Source organism: Streptomyces sp. NPDC096176, assembly GCF_044763255.1.
Lineage (GTDB): Bacteria > Actinomycetota > Actinomycetes > Streptomycetales > Streptomycetaceae > Streptomyces.
The window spans coordinates 134,939-150,620 of record NZ_JBIWFV010000015.1; the positions used below are offsets into that span (position 1 = coordinate 134,939).

Sequence of the window (15,682 nt, forward strand, 5' to 3'; positions counted from 1 at the left end):
AACTCACCGCCCTCACTCTCCGACTCCTCTTGGGGAACGAGCAGGAGGTGGGATGGACGGTCTGGATGTGCGGATGTGTGAAGTCGCCTGCCGGCACGGCCGTGTCGAGGCTGTGCGCGGTGTGGATCTCGACATCGAGGCGGGCGAGCGGGTCGCACTGACCGGCACCAACGGGTCGGGCAAGACCACGCTGATCCGTGCGGTGCTGGGCCTGCACCGTCAGGCCGGCGGGCAGATCCTGGTCGGTGGCCGGGGCACCGGGACGGCGGCCGAGTGGGCGTGGCGGCGCCGGGCGTGTGCCTGGATTCCGCAGAAGCCCGCCGTGGGCCGGTTCCCGCTGCTGGCGCGCGAGTTGCTGGCCAGCAGCCGGGCGCGGGCCGAAGCTGTGGAGGCGGCGGAGAAGCTGGGCGTCGGGGCGTTGACCGGGCGTCCCCTGCACACGTTGTCCGGGGGGCAGCTCCAGCGCATGTATCTGGCCCGTGCGGTCGGCTGCGTCGCCGCCGGGGCCGGGGTGCTGCTGGCCGACGAGCCAACCGCCGCCCTCGACTTCGCCGGGCAGGAAGAAGCCGCCGACGTCCTGCTGTCCCTACCGGTGACCGTCGTGGTCGTCACGCACGACCGGGCGCTGGCCGACCGCTGCGACCGGGTGCTGGAGATGGCCGCCGGCCGGCTGAGGGAGGTCCGGTGAACAGCCTCGCCGCCACCGATCTCGGACCGCTGCTCCAGCTCATACCCGTCCAACGGGCCGGTGCCGCCCTGCTGCTGGCCGCGATCGGCCTTCCCGTGATCGGCGTCGTGATCGTCGGACTCGACATCATGCCGGTGCGGTTCGCGATGATGCACGTCGCCCTGCTGGGCATCGCGATCGGGCTGCTGACCGGGCTCGACCCCATGCTGTGCGCGCTTGTCGCCTGCGCCCTCGCCGGGGCCGGTGTCGCGCCCCTCGCGCGCACACCGGACGGCCTGTCAGGTGCGATGGGCCTGCTGATGAGTCTGGCGATCGCCGCCGCGCTCCTGGTCCTGGCCGTCTCCGGAGTCAACGCTCAGGGTGCGTTCGCGCTGCTGTGGGGATCCATCCTGTCCGTGGGCACGGCCGACCTGTGGCTGCTGGGCGTACTGGCCGTCGTCGTACCGGCCCTGTTCTGGTGGCGGCGCCGCGACCTCGCCCTCCTGCTCTACGACCGCGAACTCGCCCTCTCCTCCGGGGTACGCGTCGACCTGCTCACGCTCCTGCTCCTCGTCCTGGTCGCGGTCTCCGTGGCCGGGGCCATCAAACTGACCGGCGCGCTGCTCGTCGACGCGCTGACCCTGCTGCCCGCGCTGGCCGCGCGGCGGCTGGGCACCTCCCTGAAGTCCATCACCGCATGGGCGGTCGGCATCGGTGTCGTCGTGAACCTCACCGGGTTCCTCGTCGCGCTGAAACTCGACTGGCCGCCAGGGCCCGTGCTCGTCCTTACGGCCGGGATCGTCGTCCTGGCCGTCCATCTCATCCCCGAACGGAGAATCAGCTCATGGCGCGCATCCGCGTCCGCATCGCCCGTGTCCCTTCCGCCTTCGCACTGAGCCTGAGTACGGCGCTCGTCCTGACCGCCACCGCGTGCGGTTCCGACAAGGCAGACAGCGCGAACACGAGTACGAGCGGGAAGAAGAACGACGACGCTCCCGTCGTCGTGGCCACCACCACCTGGGAGGGTGCCTTCGCCAAGGCCGCCGGTGCCGAGGACGTGCAGGTCATCGTGCCGTCGTCCGCGCAGCACGCCCCCGACTACGACCCCAAGCCGTCCGACCTCACCGCCATAGCGGGCGCCGACTTCGTGCTCTACGCCCCCTTCGAGCCGTACGCGGAGAAGATCAAGGAGGCCGCCGGGTCGGACGCGAAACTGGTCGAGGTCAACCTCGACAACGACGCCGACAAGGCGAGCGCCGAAGTCACCCGTCTGGGCAAGCTGTTCGGCACCGAGGACGCCGCCGCGAAGTGGAACACGTCCTTCAAGACCGAGTACGGCACGCTGCAGAAGGACCTGAAGGGGGCGTGGCCGGAGGGCAAGGCGCCGGCGGTCGTCGCACAGGTCTTCTCCGTGTGGTCGGCGAAGATGACGGGCGCGGAGGTCAGCGGTACGTACGGTCCTCAGGCCGTGACCGCCAAGCAGCTGTCCGACCTGTCGAAGAAGAAGCCCGCGTACGTCTTCAACAACGTGCACATGACGACGGGCAAGGTGCTGCCGGACTCCGGGGCGAAGCAGGTGGAGATCGTCAACTACCCGGGCAGGGACCTGGATCTGCTTTCGGTCTACAAGAACGCGGCGCAGACGATCGAGAAGGCGATGGCCTCATGACGAACGGCTCTTCCTGACACGAGTGCGGGGCCGCCAGGAGACTTCCGGGCGGCCCCTCTCACATGCGAGTACGCGTGCCGCACGGATCAGACAGCCTGCGCCACGGACTCCTGCGCCACCGCCCCGCACCGCTCCTGCAGCAGCGCTCGGTCCGGCTTGCCTGCGGGGGTCAGCGGCAACTCCCCAAGGACCAGCAGCCGTTCGGGGTGCTTGCGCCGCTCCAGGCCGCGCCCGCCCAGGTGTGCGGACAACTCCTCCAGCGTGGGCGCCTGGCCGCGCGCGACGACGCAGGCCGCGAGCCGCTCGCCCATCAGCACATCGGGTACGCCGACACACACCACGTCCCGGACGAGCGGATGCGTGGCGAGTTCGATCTCCACCTCGGCCGGGCTGATGTTGGCGCCACCCCGGATGACGACGTCCTTCAGGCGGCCGACGATCCGCAGGTTCCCGTCCTCCTCGATGACACCGAGGTCGCCGGTGCGCACCCAGCCGTCGGCGGTGCGATAGAGGGCGTCGAGGTCGGGGGCGGCGACGTAGCACAGCGGGGTCATGGGGCCGCGGGCGACGATCTCGCCCACGGAGCCCTTCGGCGCCTCCTGCAGCGTGGGGGTGCCGGGGACGGCGATGCGTATGTCGGCCACGCGCGGGTCGGGGTGGCCGGCGAGGACACCGGGCCCTGCGCCGCGCAAGGGGTCGTCGCCCAGTCCGGTGTGGCAGTTGACGCCGTCTGCCGAGCCGTAGAGGTTCACGACCGGGCAGCCGAAGACCCGACGGGCTTCCTCGGCGGTGGCCTCGTCCAGCGGTGAGCCGCCGACGACGACGGCCGTCGGAGGAGTGAACGCCGGTCGGCCGGCCTCCGCGATGCGGTCCAGCATCATGCGGATCATGGTCGGTACGCCCAGGACGTGGGTGGGTTCGTGCTCGGCGAGCGCTGCCAGGGCCGCCTCGGGGGTGAAGTGGTCGAGCAGGACGAGCGTTCCGCCGTGCCGGGCGAGGGTGACGGCGGTGCCGTTGCTGCCGAAGGCGGAGGCCAGCGGTACCAGGAACAGGCAGCGCGGCGGCTCGTCGTCGGGGATGAGGGAGGCGAGGAAGTTGCCGCGGCCGCCGGCCAGGGCGTTGTGCGAGTACGCCACCATCTTCGGCTCGGCCTCGGATCCGGAGGAGACGAGGATGCGGGCGGCGCAGTCGGGGTCGGGGCGGGCCGCGGTGAAGGACTTCGGGTCGGTGCGCAGGAGTGCGGAGAGGGCGACGGTGCCTTCGGGGGCCGTACCGGGCCCGGCGGCGATCACCGTGCGCAGGGCGGGCAGTTCGCCGGTCAGTGCGGAGAGGCCGGCGGCATGGTGGTTGCCGCGGTGCTCGGTGGCGGCGATGACGGCGACCGCCTCCGCTCTGCGCAGCAGCGAGGCCGCCTCGCGCTCGCCCCGGCCCACCGGGAAGGGCAGCGCGATCACGCCGAGGGCGGCCAGTGCGAGGTCGGCGATGACGGCGCCCCGTCCGTTGGGGAGTTGTATGCCGACCACGTCACCGGCGCGTATGCCGAGCCCGGACAGCCCGGCCGCCAGACATCGCACCTTGCGGTCGAGGGCGGTGTAACAGAGTTTGCCCTTGGCGTCGAGGATCGCGGTGCGGTGCAGGTCGGCGATCTGGCGGGCGCGGAAGAGGCTGTACAGGTCCAGGTCGGGGCAGGTGCCGTCGAGGGCCCAGGCGCGGCGCAGTTCGGCGGGAAGCAGGTCGTGCAGGTCCACGGTCATGCGAAGCTCCAAGGGGTCGGGACGGCGGGGGCGCCGTGGGGGTCGCGGCTGATCGAGCCGGAGGAGAGGAGATCGGCGAGGCCGGTGACGACCGGGACGGCGGCAAGGCCACGGTCGCGCAGCCGGTCCAGTGCCTGATCCGTGGGCAGTTCGCTTAGGTCGTAGGGGATCGCAGCGTGGTCCGGGAGGGCGATCCAGCCGTCGGCGGTGCGCAGCGGGCGGCGGAACCCGGCCGGCTGACGCGGGTCGAGCCCCTGCACCACCCGGGCCCGGGCAGGCGCGGTGAGTACGTCGGCGGCACCGAGCAGGGACGAGTCCACGCGCACCCCGTGCCCGGTCCGCTCGCGCAGCAGCAGCCCCGCCAGGACCGCCTCGGCTCCCAGCAGTCCTCCCAGCACGTCGAGCAGGGTCATCAGGGACGGTGCGGGCGGTTCGTCGGCGGGGCGGACGGCCTCACCCACCCCGGTACGGGCCTGGACCATGAAGTCGGTGCCCATGGGGGCGTCGGGCAGCCGGTCGGCCCAGCCGCTGGTGTACGCGTAGACGAGCGCGGGGTTGACGGCGGCCAGGTGCTCGTGGTCGAGGCCGAGCTGGGCGGCCTTGCCGGGCGCCCAGTTGTGCAGAAACACATCGGCGTCGGCGGCCATCTCGCGCAACTGACCCCGGTCCAGGGGGGACTTGATGTCCACCTCGACGGCCTTCTTGCCCCGGTTCAGCGCCAGCCACCGGGCCGAGATGCCCGAGCAGGCGGGTGGCATACCGCGCAAGGGGTCGCCGCCCGGCGGCTCGATCCGGATCACCTCCGCCCCCAGCAGTCCGAGGACGTGAGCGGCGAGCGGGGCCTGAATACGGCGGCCGGCCTCCAGGACGGTGAATCCGGCGAGAGGCAGGCTGTCGGGGGCCCGTGCGGGGGAGTACGCGGCGTTGTCGTGCGGGGTCAGCTCCCAGGGGGCCGCTCCGTCGTACTCGGCCGCCCGTTCGGCGAGTGAGCGCAGTGGGCACACATCGGCGCCGGACACGTCGGCGGCGTGCTGTATCCGCGCCCAGGTGCTTACCCGCACCGCCTCGTGCAGCGCCTGAGGGAAGGGTGCGCAGGCCGTGGCGTACCGGAACTGGAAGGGCCGCCACCCCCGGCGGATCGCCTCGGCGGGGGCGTCCAGGGCGCGCCAGAAGCCCGCCCACACCCCCGGGTCGAGCGTCTCCAGCTCGAAGACCGTTCCGTCGGCGGACGTGAACGGCGGCCCTCCCGGGGCGAGTTCGGCGGCCTCGCCCTCCTCTGCGCCGGTGGCGGCCAGGTACTGGGAGACCGTGAGCAGACCGGCCCGCTCGGCGCTCACCTCGACCTGCGTGATGCGCCCGGCTCCGCGTGTCCGCGCCAGGAGCCCGGCCAGCAGGCCCTGCACGGCGAGGACGCCGGTGGCCGTGGCGGCGTAGTCGACCGCGAGGCCGCGCGCGGCGCCGTCGCGGCGGCCGTGCACCGCCATGATGCCGGTGGCCGCCTGGGCGGTGGCCTCGTCGGCTGCCGTCTCGCCCCAGGTGGTGCGGGCGGTGATCTCGCCGAAGTCGCGCCCGGTGACGGTGAACCGGCCCCCCGAACCGCCGTCAGGCCGGGCGCCGAGCAGCCGCAGATGCTCCGCGACCAGCGCGTCCGACGCACCCGGTGGACCTGACCCCTCGAAGCGGAGCCCGTCTAGCGGTCCGGACGTCCGCGCGATGGCCGGTGTGGCTGGAGTTGCCATGCCTCTCCTTTCCTGACGTGCGGGAACCCGGGGGCCCTCGCCCCCGACCAGTTCCACGGAAGAGGGAGTCGGACGGTCGACGGCCGGGGTTCCCGTGCCCCGGAGAAAAGTGAGGAAGTCCGCATGGAGAACATCACCGGAGCGCCCCAATGCCCCGAGCACACCGCAGAGTTGAAAGAGCGCGTCGCGTCATTCGTACGCGACCGGGTGATTCCGTGTGAGCCGGTGTTGGACGCCGGCGGACCGGAGGCCGCCATACTTCTGCACGGACTCCAGCGGGAGGCGAAGGCCGAGGGACTGTGGGCGCTCCCCCTGCCTTCGGAACTCGGCGGCCAGGAGCTGCCCCTGCGCTCGTACGCACACGTCGCCGAGGCCGAGGGAGCCAGCGACCACGGACCGGCCGCCCTCGGCTCGGCACCGCTGCTCGACACGCTGATGCTGTGGCGCCACGGCAGCCCCGGCGTACGTGACCGGTACGCCGAGCGCATGGTCGCCGGAGAGACACGGGCCTGCTACGCGATGACGGAGCCGGAGACGCCCGGTACGGATCTATTCCTCACCGCCACCCGCGCCGTGCCGGAGGAGGACGGCACCTGGCGGGTGAGTGGGCGGAAGTGGTTCACCAGCGGGGCGGCCGGCGCCGACCTGGTCACGGTCCTCGCCCGCACCGACGGCGAACCGGCGGACAGGGAAGGGCTGTCGCTGCTCCTGGTGCCGACCGGCTCACCCGGCTTCCGCGTGGTGCGGGAGCTGCCGGTGTTCGGGGCGAGCGGGCAGTGGGAGATCGCCCTGGACGAGGTCGTGGTCGACGGCGACCACCTGATCGGCGAGCGTGGCAAGGCCCTGGCCGTTGCGAGTGAACGACTCCAACTCGGCCGTACCCTGCGCTGCCTGCGCTGGCTGGGGCAGGCGGCGCGGGCCTTCGACCTGATGCGCGAGCGCGCAGTGACCCGTACCCGCTCCCGCGGCCGGCTCGGCGATCTCCAACTCGTCCAGCGCCACGTCTTCGAGTCACTGCTCGCCCTGCGCACGACCCGTCCGCTCGTGTACGAGGCCGTGGCCCGCCTGGACGCCGGCCTCGACGCCCATGTGGAGGTGGGCCTGGCCAAGGTGGCCGCCGCCCGCACCCTCCAGCAGGTGGCGGACGCGGCGATCCAGGTGTACGGGGCCGCGGGCCTGGGTCCGGACACCGCGCTGCCGGCCCTGTTCCGCTCCGGCAGGGCTGCCCGGATCCTCGACGGCCCGGACGAGCTGCACATCACGTCGGTCGCGCGCCGGGTCCTGGGCACCACCTAAGCGTCGTGCACGTCCACGAGTCCGGTGAGCGCGGCGAGTGCGTACGCCAGGAAGAAGTCGCCCCAGATCAACTCGTGTCGCGTCGCCGTCCCGGAGGCGAGGTCGTAGCAGCCGTTCAGGAGGCGGCCGTCGTCCGTGACATGGGAGCTGACGAGTTCGCCGAGCAGGGCGACAGCCTGGTCGCGGTGGCCCAGCTTGAGCAGGGCCACCGCGGTGATGGCGGCGGCGGAGGTGTCGAGAGGGCCTTCGGTGTGTGCCTCATCGGCCGGCGGCACAGTCGGCCCCTGGAGCAAGTGGCTTGCGGCTGTCGCCAGATCGTCGGCACCGAGACGGTGCGCGGCATCGGCGACAGCGAGCAGCAGCCAGGCGCGACCGCGACTCCATCCGGGCGGTGGATCGTCGCAGGGAGCCCAGCCGGCGGGCCGCTCGTAGCGCCAGGACCAGCAGAAGGTGCTCGCGCCGAGGCAGAGTTCGAGGTGGCGGCGCAGATGGGACTCTGCCGCCTGCGAGTCGGCCAAGGCCAGCAGCGACACCATGCCGGGAACCCCGTCCACGCGCGCCAGGAGACGGGCTCCGCCGAACGCCGAGCCCCAAGGGACCAGGCCGAGTTCGGCGTCGTAGGCGTCCCGGCAGGCGTGGGCAGCCCGCACGCGCAGAGCGGCGGCCTTCGGTGTGTCGGCGAGCGCGGTGCCGTACCAGAGGATCAGTCCGCGGGTGACTGTGTCGGCGTCCACCCAATCGGTGAGCCGGCCTGTACACCGCATGGCGGCCTCGCGGTCGGTCTCCTTCCCCGTATGCCGGGCGCGGAGCCACAACAGTCCTGCCCAGAAGCCGCCCGTCCACGAGCCCCGCCCGGTCGTCGTCCACCTGCCGCTGCCGGGGTCTGCGAAGAGCGGGAAGCGGTCGCCGACTTCGGTCCGGGTGACGGCCACCCGGCCGAGTACGGACGCCAGCGCGGGGCCGGCCCAGTCGGGGACGGCAGCAGTCGTATCCATGGGGTCTTTGGCCGCAGGCGCCGTGCTCATGGCCGTAGGGCCGATCGCCGCTCCCGCGCCGCCCACACCAGCGCCACCAGGCCCGCGCCCGCGAACTCACCCGCCACCAGCATCCATCCCGTCCCGTAGCGCCCAGCTGCGGCCAGCAGACCGAACAGCGGGGGACCGATCGCGAAACCGGCGAAGAAGCCGGCCGAGACCAGGGCCGAGTCCCGGCCGGCCCGGCCGGGCGCGGCACGCTGCATCACCAGGACCATGGAGACCGCGTTCGCGGCGACCGCGAAGACGCCCACGGCCGGCGCCGCGACCCACACCAGCGGATGCGCGTACGCCGAGGCCGCGAGCAGCAGCGCCGCCCCCACCGCCCCGGCCGCCAGCCCACCCGGCAGCCACCGTGCCCGCCCCGGCAGCCCGGCGACCTTGGACCAGCCGACCCGCCCGGCGATTCCCGCGACGCCCAGCACCGCCACCAGGGCGGCGGCCGCCGTCGGGCCGAGTTCGAGCCGCCGCGCGCCGTACAGGGCGAGGTAGGTGTTCACGGAGGCGATGCCGCAGCCCAGCAGCAGCGAGAAGCCGGCCAGCCAGGCGATGGTGCCCCGGGGGATCCAGGAGGCCGGCGCGTACTTCGGGGGCGGATCGGCGGGCAGCGTACGGGCCGCCCAGACCGCGGCCAGCGCCGCCGTCGCGGCGGCCGCCCACACCGCGCCCCGCCAGCCGGCGATCCCGGCCAGCGCGGCCAGCGGCAGTCCCGCGGCGAACGCGCCCAGCTGCACGCCCGACTGCTTCATCCCGGTCACCGAGCCACGGCGCTCGGCGGGAACGGCCGCCAGGATCGTCTTGTTCGTGGCGGGGTTTGCCAGCGCCTGCGGCAGTCCGCCCAGCGCGACCGCCGCCAGCAGGAACCCGGCTCCCGGCGCCGACCCGATCAACGCCAGGGCCGCCGCCGACACCAGCAGCAGCGCGACCAGGCAGCGCCGCGGGCCCAGACGGTCCACCACGCGCCCGCCGACCGGTGACAGCACGGAGGCGGCCCCGAAGCCGACGGTGGTGGTCAGGCCGAGCACGGTGGGCGACACATCCAAGTCGTCCACGAGCCGCGGGCCGAGGGCGCCGAGCAGGAACAGCTGCATCATCGAGAAGGCCATGGCGCACGTCAGCAGCGCGGTCAAGGCAGTGGGCCCCCGGGCGGGGCGACTCCCGGAGGTGGCCTGGTTCTCACTCTGCTCCGCCTGCTCCTCCGTCACCGGCACTCTCCTCAACTCCGCTCCACCCGGCGGCACTTCCCGGGCCCTCGGCAGGAGTCGGCACGAACACCCCGTGAGTTCCCACCCATTGCTGTGGCATGTATCACAAGTGCTCGGTTGAGTCAGGCTGCAGGGCAATGTGCGTACCCTCTCGTGACGCGTGAGACCCGGACTGCGAGGATGAGCGGCCATGACTGTTGGGTGGTGTTCTCGCACGCTCAGGGCCGCTGTGTTCGCGGCCGCCTGCGTGCTGCTCACCTCCCTGGGGCACGTCATGATGTCCGGGACCGCGGTGCCCTGGTGGGCCATGGCCGCCGGAGCGGCCCTGACCGGCGGCACGGCCTGGTGGCCGGCCGGCCGGGAGCGAGGGCCGGTGATGGTCGGTTCCTTCACGGTCGCCGCCCAGGCCGTACTCCACTCGTCGTTCTCCCTCGCCCAGGCCGTCGCACACCCGGAACCGTCCGGTGGCGGGTCGCTCGTCCGGCGGTGGCTGGGTTACCTGCTGTGCGGTTCGCCGTCGGGCGCGGGCACGGAGCATGACGCCATGTCCACGTCCATGGCCTCGATGGACTCCATGGCCTCGACAGGTTCCATGGCTTCCATGGGCCACGCGATGGGTGCCATGGGGTCTATGGACCACATGGGGGCCGCGCATTCTCTAAACCACGGCATGGGCGGCATGTCCCCGACCGGCATGCTCGCCGCCCACCTGCTCGCCGCGCTGCTGTGCGGCCTGTGGCTCGGCCACGGCGAGCGCGCCGCCTTCCGCATCCTGCGGGCGCTCACCGGTTGGCTCGTCGCCCCGCTGCGGCTGATCCTCCGGCTGCCCGCACCGCCGCACCGCCCGCGTGTGCGCACCCGCCGGGGCCGTTCGGACCGGGCATTGCGGCAGCTCCTCCTCACCCACGCGATCACTTCTCGGGGACCGCCCGCGGGGACCGCTGTCGCCTGACGACAGCCGGTTTCCCGAGGCCGTCCACGCAGGACGAGGAGCCGTCGGCTCTCTGCCTCGGGCATCGGCCGCGCACTCCCGCGCCGGCCGTCCATCCCTTCACCGGTCTGCGCCGTGCCGCCCGCTTCCTTGCGCTGCGCCGGCCCTGACACGGGTTCCCCGGATTCCCGAGAAGGAGAGACACCAGGTGCTCACTCCTGTCCTGTCCGCAACGCGCGATGAATTGAGAGATGAGTCGAAGGAGGGGTCGAGAGACGACTCGATCACTGCCTGGGCACTCGCCGCCCGCAGTGGCGACCCCGATGCCGTCGACCTCTTCGTCCGCGCCCTGCACCGAGACGTCCGCTGCTACGTGACGTTCCTCGGTGCCGACCCCCAGAATGCCGACGACCTGACCCAGGACACGTTCCTGCGGGCCCTGGGCAGCCTGCACCGCTTCGAGGGCCGTTCCTCGGCGCGCACCTGGCTGCTGTCCATCGCCCGCCGCGCGGTGATCGACAGCATCCGCTACAGCTCCTCCCGTCCCCGACTGGCGGACATGGACGACTGGCAGTCGGCCGCCGAGCGTGTCCAGCCGCGCGACCTGCCCGGCTTCGACGACGGCATCGCCCTCGCGGAGCTGCTGGACACGCTGCCGGACGACCGCCGGGAGGCTTTCGTCCTCACCCAGTTGGTGGGGCTTCCCTACGCGGAGGCGGCCGGCGTCAGCGACTGCCCGGTGGGCACGGTGCGTTCCCGGGTCTCCCGGGCCCGCACCTCGCTGATCGAGTTGCTGGACGAGGCCGAGCGCTGCACGCCGGTGGCCGCCGCGGCATGACGGGCCGTTGCGTCCTGCCACGCGGGCCCGGGACCCCGCGCACCCCGACGCACGACCGACGTAAACGTCGGGCTCGTTCGTCGTGCCTCACGTACCGGGCCAACAAGGGCGTGCCGGATCACATCCTTGCGCGATGGGCCGGACACACGAACGTGGAGAACTCGTTCACCGTGCGGTGTTCAACCTGCTTGTTGGGGAGATTCCGGATGGCTTTCAACGCGGATTCAGTTGCCGCTGCCCGGAATTGCTCACCCATCCTGGTCCCGGGCGGCAGGCTGTTCGCCGCCATGCTGCCTTCGAGCGCGTGCTGTATCTCCATCCCTCTTCTTCGGAGGGAATCCCCGCCTTCAGGCGGGGAAGGAATCCGATCCTGAGCGCTGCGGCGCGGAGCGCCGCAGCATCGCTTCAGAGTGCTCTGCGACGATAGCCGCGCTCAGTTCGGCCGCTTCTGGGGTTGTGACCGCGCTTCCGTGACGACTACGGCTGGAGGAGTATGCGGGCTCTGAGCAGGGTGAAGGAGGCTCGGCCGTACATCTGGCGCTTGATCGTCTTGATTCTGTTCACGTGGCCCTCAACGATGCCGGAGCTGTAGGAAAGGGTGAGACCAGCGGTGACGGCCGGGAGGTCCTGGCGGACGGAGTTGGCGAAGACGCCGATGGCCTCGGGGCCGCTCAGCTCAGCTTTCTGGATCCAGTCTCGGAGAAGGTTGCCTTGGCGGTGACGGACCATGGTCGTGAACTCCCGTGCGAGATGACAGGCGGCGGCGATCTCCGGGCAGGCGTTCCGTATGGTTTCCAGTTGTGCGGTATCCGCGGGGCGGAGTGTGTCCTGCGGGCGCATGATCCATGAGGTGATGGTGCGAGGGCTGGACATCGTCGCTTGGGTGGGGATGGCTACGCCCTTCCTGATGGTTCTCACATAGCGGTTCACGACGTGGTAGCCACCGGTGTAGCCGAGCGCAAGCAACTCGCGGTAGAGCTGCATGGAACTCGTACAACCGGCCTTGAAGCGGTGCTGCACGTAGTCGGCGAACGGGTCGAGTACACCTGCGCCCCGGTCGCGTGCCGAGGCGAGGAGGTCGTCAAGCCCACTGTGCCGGTAGCGCCGTACCGTCTTGCGGTCCAGTTGCAGGCGGCGGCCGATGGCGCTGAGGGACAGCCCCGTGGCGGCCAATTCGTTGACGTCTCTGTGGCGTTGGCGCACGCGATCCAGGAGGGGAGTCGCTGGGGCAGCCGACGGCGGTCCTGCTTCCGTGGTGGCGTGTCGGCGCAAGCATGCGCGGTGTCGGCGGCACGTCTTCTCTACGGCCGTCGAGAGGTTTTGGAGAAGGTGCCAGCGATCGGCGACTTCGAGAGTGCCGGGTGCCGCCTGTCTGATGGCCTTGGTGAAGGCCATCAGACGGTCACGGCACACGATCTCGGCGCCGGGGTGCTCCTGGAGCCAAGCGGCAACCGAGCCGGTCTCGCGGTCAGGCAGGACGTCTACGGGCCTGGAGCTCTCGACGTCGACGAGGACCGTGCCGTAGGTCCGCCCTTTACGGAACGCGAACTCATCGATGCCCAGTATCCGCGGTGCCTGGGCCGGCACGGGCGGGGCGACCAGCTGACTCAGCAAAGCAGTCCGTCGGCCCGGGAGCCGCAGCTTCGCGCACAGACGCTGGCCCGGGCGCCCACCGAGTTCCGTCGCCACCGCCCTCATCGCCGACCGTGCCGCCGGTGAAGAACGGCGACGTGCTTCGGTCAGGCCCGCCACCTGTTCCACGAATGTCCGGCGTGGGCACTGGATCTGATCACAGAAGAACCGACGCACGTGCAGACGGACGATCAACCCCCGCCCGCCGATGGGTAACTCGGATATTGACGCCAATATCGGCTGTGAACCCGCGTGGCGGGATGCGTGCACTGCGGACAGCTGCCCGGCGGCCCGCATCCGGCCGCGTCGAGCACCAAGTTGCCATCGATGGTCGTGAGCTGCCGCACCATGAGGTTCGGGCCCGGCAAAAGGAGGTCCTCAAGCGTCTCCACTCGCATGACGGAGGGATCCCCTGGTGGAACGGTCCTGCAGTCCGGGCGCTACCGGCCCAGGCTCTGGCCGGGCTGTCCCTCGGCACGGGCCTGGCCCGTCGGCGTGGGCGGTTGTCGGTCGACGGAGGCCATGAAGTCCAGCATCCTGCGGTTGGTTTCCTCCGCATGGTCAATCCATGGCCCGTGGCCCGTGTTGGAGATGATCTCGGCTCGGGCGCCGGGGACCAGGCGCGGCACACGTTCCACTTGCTGCTGCGGGTGCACGAGGAGGCTTCGCTTGCCGAGTACCAGATAGAGCGGAGTCCGGATGGTGGACAGCTCCTCCTCGGACAGGGGAAGCGGCGCCGGGCGGCGTATGCGGTAGGCGCGCACCGCTGTTCTGATCATCGTGCGCAGTTCCGGCACGACGAGGACCGGCTGTTCCAGCCAGGCCGCCAGCCGCGGGCGGAGCGCCTTGGGCGCGAAGGTCGCGAAGAGACCGGCGAAGAGCCAGACGAAGAAGCGCAGCCCCACCTTCTCCAGGCCGCCGGGGTCGAGCAAGGTGACCGAGGCCAGGCGATTGGGCCTGCGGTGCGCCTGGTTCAGGGCAAGCCAGCCACCGTACGAGGCGCCCACGAGGTGGACGCGGTCGAGCCCGAGCCCGGCGAGCGTCTCATCCAGCCATTGCGCAGCATGTTCGGGCTGGTGGATGGGTTCGCGCTGCACGCTGCGGCCGGGATCACCCGGGGTGTCGATCGCGAAGACCGGGCGGTCCGCGCTGAGGGCGGCGGTGTTCGGGTACCACATGGCGGAGCAGGAGCCCGCCCCGTGCACCAGGACGACGGGGGTGCGGGATCGGACAGCCTCGTTCGCGGTGCCATAGCGGTAGACGTGCGTGGTGCCGAAGGACGTTTCCACGTCCTCTTCCGCGAGCGCGGGCGCTCCCAGTGCGTAGACCGCATCGCAGGCCGTGAAGTAACGCTCCCGCCAGGCATCGCTCACATAACGGCCGACATCGGCCTGGGTTCGGGCAGCGGTCTCGGGCATGGCCACCTCCGGCGTCTCGGTTTTGTGATACGAACGTACCACGGAGTTGGTACAGCTGTATCATGAAAGGCCGTGTGAGAGCCGTAGCAGGAACGACGAGCGGAGAACCGGCCGATGCCCAAGCGCGTAGACCACGCAGAACGGCGCACGGAGATCGCCGAGGCACTCGTCCGGGTCGCCGGCCGACGCGGGCTGCATGCCGTCGGGATGCGCGATGTGGCAGCGGAGGCGGGCGTATCGCTGCGGCTGGTGCAGTACTACTTCCAGACCAAGGAAAAGTTGCTGTTCTTCGGGCTGGAGCTTCTGGCGGAGAGATTCGGGGAGCGGGTCTCCGCCCGTGTACGGGCCGCCGGGGACAGTCCTGGTCCGCGCGCGATGGTCGAGGCGCTGCTGATGGCGGCGCTGCCGACGGACGACGAGAGCCGCACCTTCCACCACCTCTACACTTCCTACGCGGTTCTGGCCGTGAACGACCCGGCGCTCGCAGCTCAGCCCTTCATCAAGAACCCTGATGCCGCCGAAGATGCCCTGACCGAACTCCTTCGGCAGGCGCAGGAAGCGGCACTGCTTGAGCCCGGTGTGGACGCGCGGTTGGAGGCAGCCGGCCTGCTTGCCATGTCTGCGGGACTCGGCACCGGCATCCTCGTCGGCCAGCGCAGCCCGGAGTCCGCGACCACAGTCCTGGGCCACCACCTGAACCGAATCTTCCGCACCGGTGATGAGGTCTTGACATGAGAGACCGGAGCCCAGCAGCCGTGGAGCTGACGACCGCCCGGCTCCTGCTGAGACGCCCAACCGCAGCCGATGTCGACGCGATCTTCGCCGTCCACCGTGATCCTGAGACCTGTACCCACAACCCGTCCGATGCACTCGCCCGGTTTGAGGAAGCAGAGGCGCTCTACCAGCGTTGGGACGACCAGTGGCAGCAGTACGGATACGGGTATTGGGTTGTCCGGCACCACGGCTCCGCTCAGCAGCTCGGATTCTGCGGAATCAAGCCCATGGAACTGCTCGGGGCCCCGGTCCTGAACCTCTTTTACCGTTTCGCCACCTCGGCCTGGGGCCAGGGCTTCGCCGGTGAAGCCGCAGCCGCAGTTGCCACCTGGGCATCCCGTCACCTGCCCGACCTCCCGCTGATCGCCCGCGTTCGACCAGCCAACGTTGCTTCCCAGCGCGTGGCAATACGCGCCGGGCTCAGCCGAGCACAGCATCTCGACACCCAGGGATACGACGGCTTCGATTGGATCTACATTGCCCAACCGGCGAACAGGGCCACAAACGGACGCGATCACACACCAGGACTCCGAGATCCAAACGAGGCGCCCTAGTCGATGGGTGGCCGCATACCCCCTGTCGAGCCGATCTCATTGCCAAGGCGTAGCCATCACGGAAGCGCGGTCACAACCGCTTCTGGTTCTCAATGTAGTCCTTGACCACCTGGAGCGGCGCGCCGCCGCAGCTTCCTGCGAAGTAGGAGCCGGACCAGAAGCGACCGTGCA

Annotated in this window: 16 protein-coding genes; 8 read left to right on the forward strand and 8 right to left on the reverse strand. The window is 71.0% G+C overall.

Annotation, left to right across the window (positions count from 1 at the left end; translation table 11 throughout):
* Window positions 1-52: 52 nt before the first annotated feature.
* From ACIQ7Q_RS31035 to ACIQ7Q_RS31045, 3 genes are read left to right on the forward strand one after another with little or no spacing between them, the layout of a single operon-like run.
* A complete protein-coding gene (locus ACIQ7Q_RS31035; protein ID WP_403869420.1) occupies window positions 53-688 on the forward strand; it encodes an ATP-binding cassette domain-containing protein in 636 nt (211 codons plus the stop codon).
* Window positions 685-1,563 carry a metal ABC transporter permease gene (locus tag ACIQ7Q_RS31040; protein ID WP_403869423.1) on the forward strand — a complete coding sequence of 293 codons (879 nt, stop codon included), beginning with the start codon at window positions 685-687 and terminating at the stop codon, window positions 1,561-1,563. Before ACIQ7Q_RS31035 ends, ACIQ7Q_RS31040 begins: the two co-directional genes overlap by 4 nt.
* A complete protein-coding gene (locus tag ACIQ7Q_RS31045; protein ID WP_403869424.1) occupies window positions 1,512-2,336 on the forward strand; it encodes a metal ABC transporter solute-binding protein, Zn/Mn family in 825 nt (274 codons plus the stop codon). Before ACIQ7Q_RS31040 ends, ACIQ7Q_RS31045 begins: the two co-directional genes overlap by 52 nt.
* Window positions 2,337-2,422: 86 nt before the next feature.
* On the opposite strand, the gene ACIQ7Q_RS31050 is transcribed toward ACIQ7Q_RS31045, so the two are convergent.
* Window positions 2,423-4,090 (reverse strand): class I adenylate-forming enzyme family protein, encoded by a 1,668-nt coding sequence (locus ACIQ7Q_RS31050; RefSeq protein WP_403869427.1) that lies wholly within the window; start codon window positions 4,088-4,090, stop codon window positions 2,423-2,425.
* Complete coding sequence (locus tag ACIQ7Q_RS31055; RefSeq protein WP_403869429.1) at window positions 4,087-5,829, reverse strand: CoA transferase; 1,743 nt, start codon at window positions 5,827-5,829, stop codon at window positions 4,087-4,089. Before ACIQ7Q_RS31055 ends, ACIQ7Q_RS31050 begins: the two co-directional genes overlap by 4 nt.
* A gap of 123 nt (window positions 5,830-5,952) precedes the next feature.
* On the opposite strand from ACIQ7Q_RS31055, the gene ACIQ7Q_RS31060 reads away from it, so the two are divergent.
* Window positions 5,953-7,125, forward strand: a complete 1,173-nt coding sequence (locus ACIQ7Q_RS31060; protein WP_403869432.1) for an acyl-CoA dehydrogenase family protein — start codon at window positions 5,953-5,955, stop codon at window positions 7,123-7,125.
* Here the strand turns inward: ACIQ7Q_RS31060 and ACIQ7Q_RS31065 are convergent.
* Together ACIQ7Q_RS31065 and ACIQ7Q_RS31070 are read right to left on the reverse strand one after the other, a co-directional pair.
* Window positions 7,122-8,120: a sugar ABC transporter permease gene (locus tag ACIQ7Q_RS31065; protein WP_403869435.1), complete on the reverse strand. Its 999-nt coding sequence runs from the start codon at window positions 8,118-8,120 to the stop codon at window positions 7,122-7,124. The two genes, ACIQ7Q_RS31060 and ACIQ7Q_RS31065, sit on opposite strands and share 4 nt — an antisense overlap.
* Before the next feature lie 26 nt (window positions 8,121-8,146).
* Window positions 8,147-9,289 (reverse strand): MFS transporter, encoded by a 1,143-nt coding sequence (locus tag ACIQ7Q_RS31070; RefSeq protein ID WP_403869487.1) that lies wholly within the window; start codon window positions 9,287-9,289, stop codon window positions 8,147-8,149.
* A 265-nt stretch (window positions 9,290-9,554) separates the two neighbouring features.
* On the opposite strand from ACIQ7Q_RS31070, the gene ACIQ7Q_RS31075 reads away from it, so the two are divergent.
* Both ACIQ7Q_RS31075 and ACIQ7Q_RS31080 read left to right on the forward strand, forming a co-directional pair.
* On the forward strand, window positions 9,555-10,316 hold the full coding sequence (locus tag ACIQ7Q_RS31075) for a hypothetical protein (protein ID WP_403869438.1): 762 nt from the start codon (window positions 9,555-9,557) through the stop codon (window positions 10,314-10,316).
* A gap of 187 nt (window positions 10,317-10,503) precedes the next feature.
* The gene (locus tag ACIQ7Q_RS31080) at window positions 10,504-11,133 is read left to right on the forward strand and encodes a sigma-70 family RNA polymerase sigma factor (protein ID WP_403869441.1); all 630 of its coding nucleotides are present in this window, start codon (window positions 10,504-10,506) and stop codon (window positions 11,131-11,133) included.
* Between the two features lie 118 nt (window positions 11,134-11,251).
* Here the strand turns inward: ACIQ7Q_RS31080 and ACIQ7Q_RS31085 are convergent, their stop codons facing one another.
* From ACIQ7Q_RS31085 to ACIQ7Q_RS31095, 3 genes are all read right to left on the reverse strand, one after another.
* Window positions 11,252-11,452: a hypothetical protein gene (locus ACIQ7Q_RS31085; RefSeq protein ID WP_403869444.1), complete on the reverse strand. Its 201-nt coding sequence runs from the start codon at window positions 11,450-11,452 to the stop codon at window positions 11,252-11,254.
* A 158-nt stretch (window positions 11,453-11,610) separates the two neighbouring features.
* The gene (locus ACIQ7Q_RS31090) at window positions 11,611-13,062 is read right to left on the reverse strand and encodes an ISL3 family transposase (RefSeq protein ID WP_403869447.1); all 1,452 of its coding nucleotides are present in this window, start codon (window positions 13,060-13,062) and stop codon (window positions 11,611-11,613) included.
* Between the two features lie 143 nt (window positions 13,063-13,205).
* Window positions 13,206-14,183, reverse strand: coding sequence for an alpha/beta fold hydrolase (locus ACIQ7Q_RS31095; RefSeq protein ID WP_403869450.1), 978 nt, complete (start codon window positions 14,181-14,183; stop codon window positions 13,206-13,208).
* A 114-nt stretch (window positions 14,184-14,297) separates the two neighbouring features.
* On the opposite strand from ACIQ7Q_RS31095, the gene ACIQ7Q_RS31100 reads away from it, so the two are divergent.
* Together ACIQ7Q_RS31100 and ACIQ7Q_RS31105 are read left to right on the forward strand one after the other, a co-directional pair.
* Window positions 14,298-14,918, forward strand: coding sequence for a TetR/AcrR family transcriptional regulator (locus tag ACIQ7Q_RS31100; RefSeq protein WP_403869453.1), 621 nt, complete (start codon window positions 14,298-14,300; stop codon window positions 14,916-14,918).
* A gap of 20 nt (window positions 14,919-14,938) precedes the next feature.
* Window positions 14,939-15,511: a GNAT family N-acetyltransferase gene (locus tag ACIQ7Q_RS31105; protein WP_403869456.1), complete on the forward strand. Its 573-nt coding sequence runs from the start codon at window positions 14,939-14,941 to the stop codon at window positions 15,509-15,511.
* A 70-nt stretch (window positions 15,512-15,581) separates the two neighbouring features.
* Here ACIQ7Q_RS31105 and ACIQ7Q_RS31110 read toward each other — a convergent pair.
* A partial coding sequence (locus tag ACIQ7Q_RS31110) for a transposase (protein ID WP_403869490.1) occupies window positions 15,582-15,682 on the reverse strand: 101 nt, incomplete at its 5' end.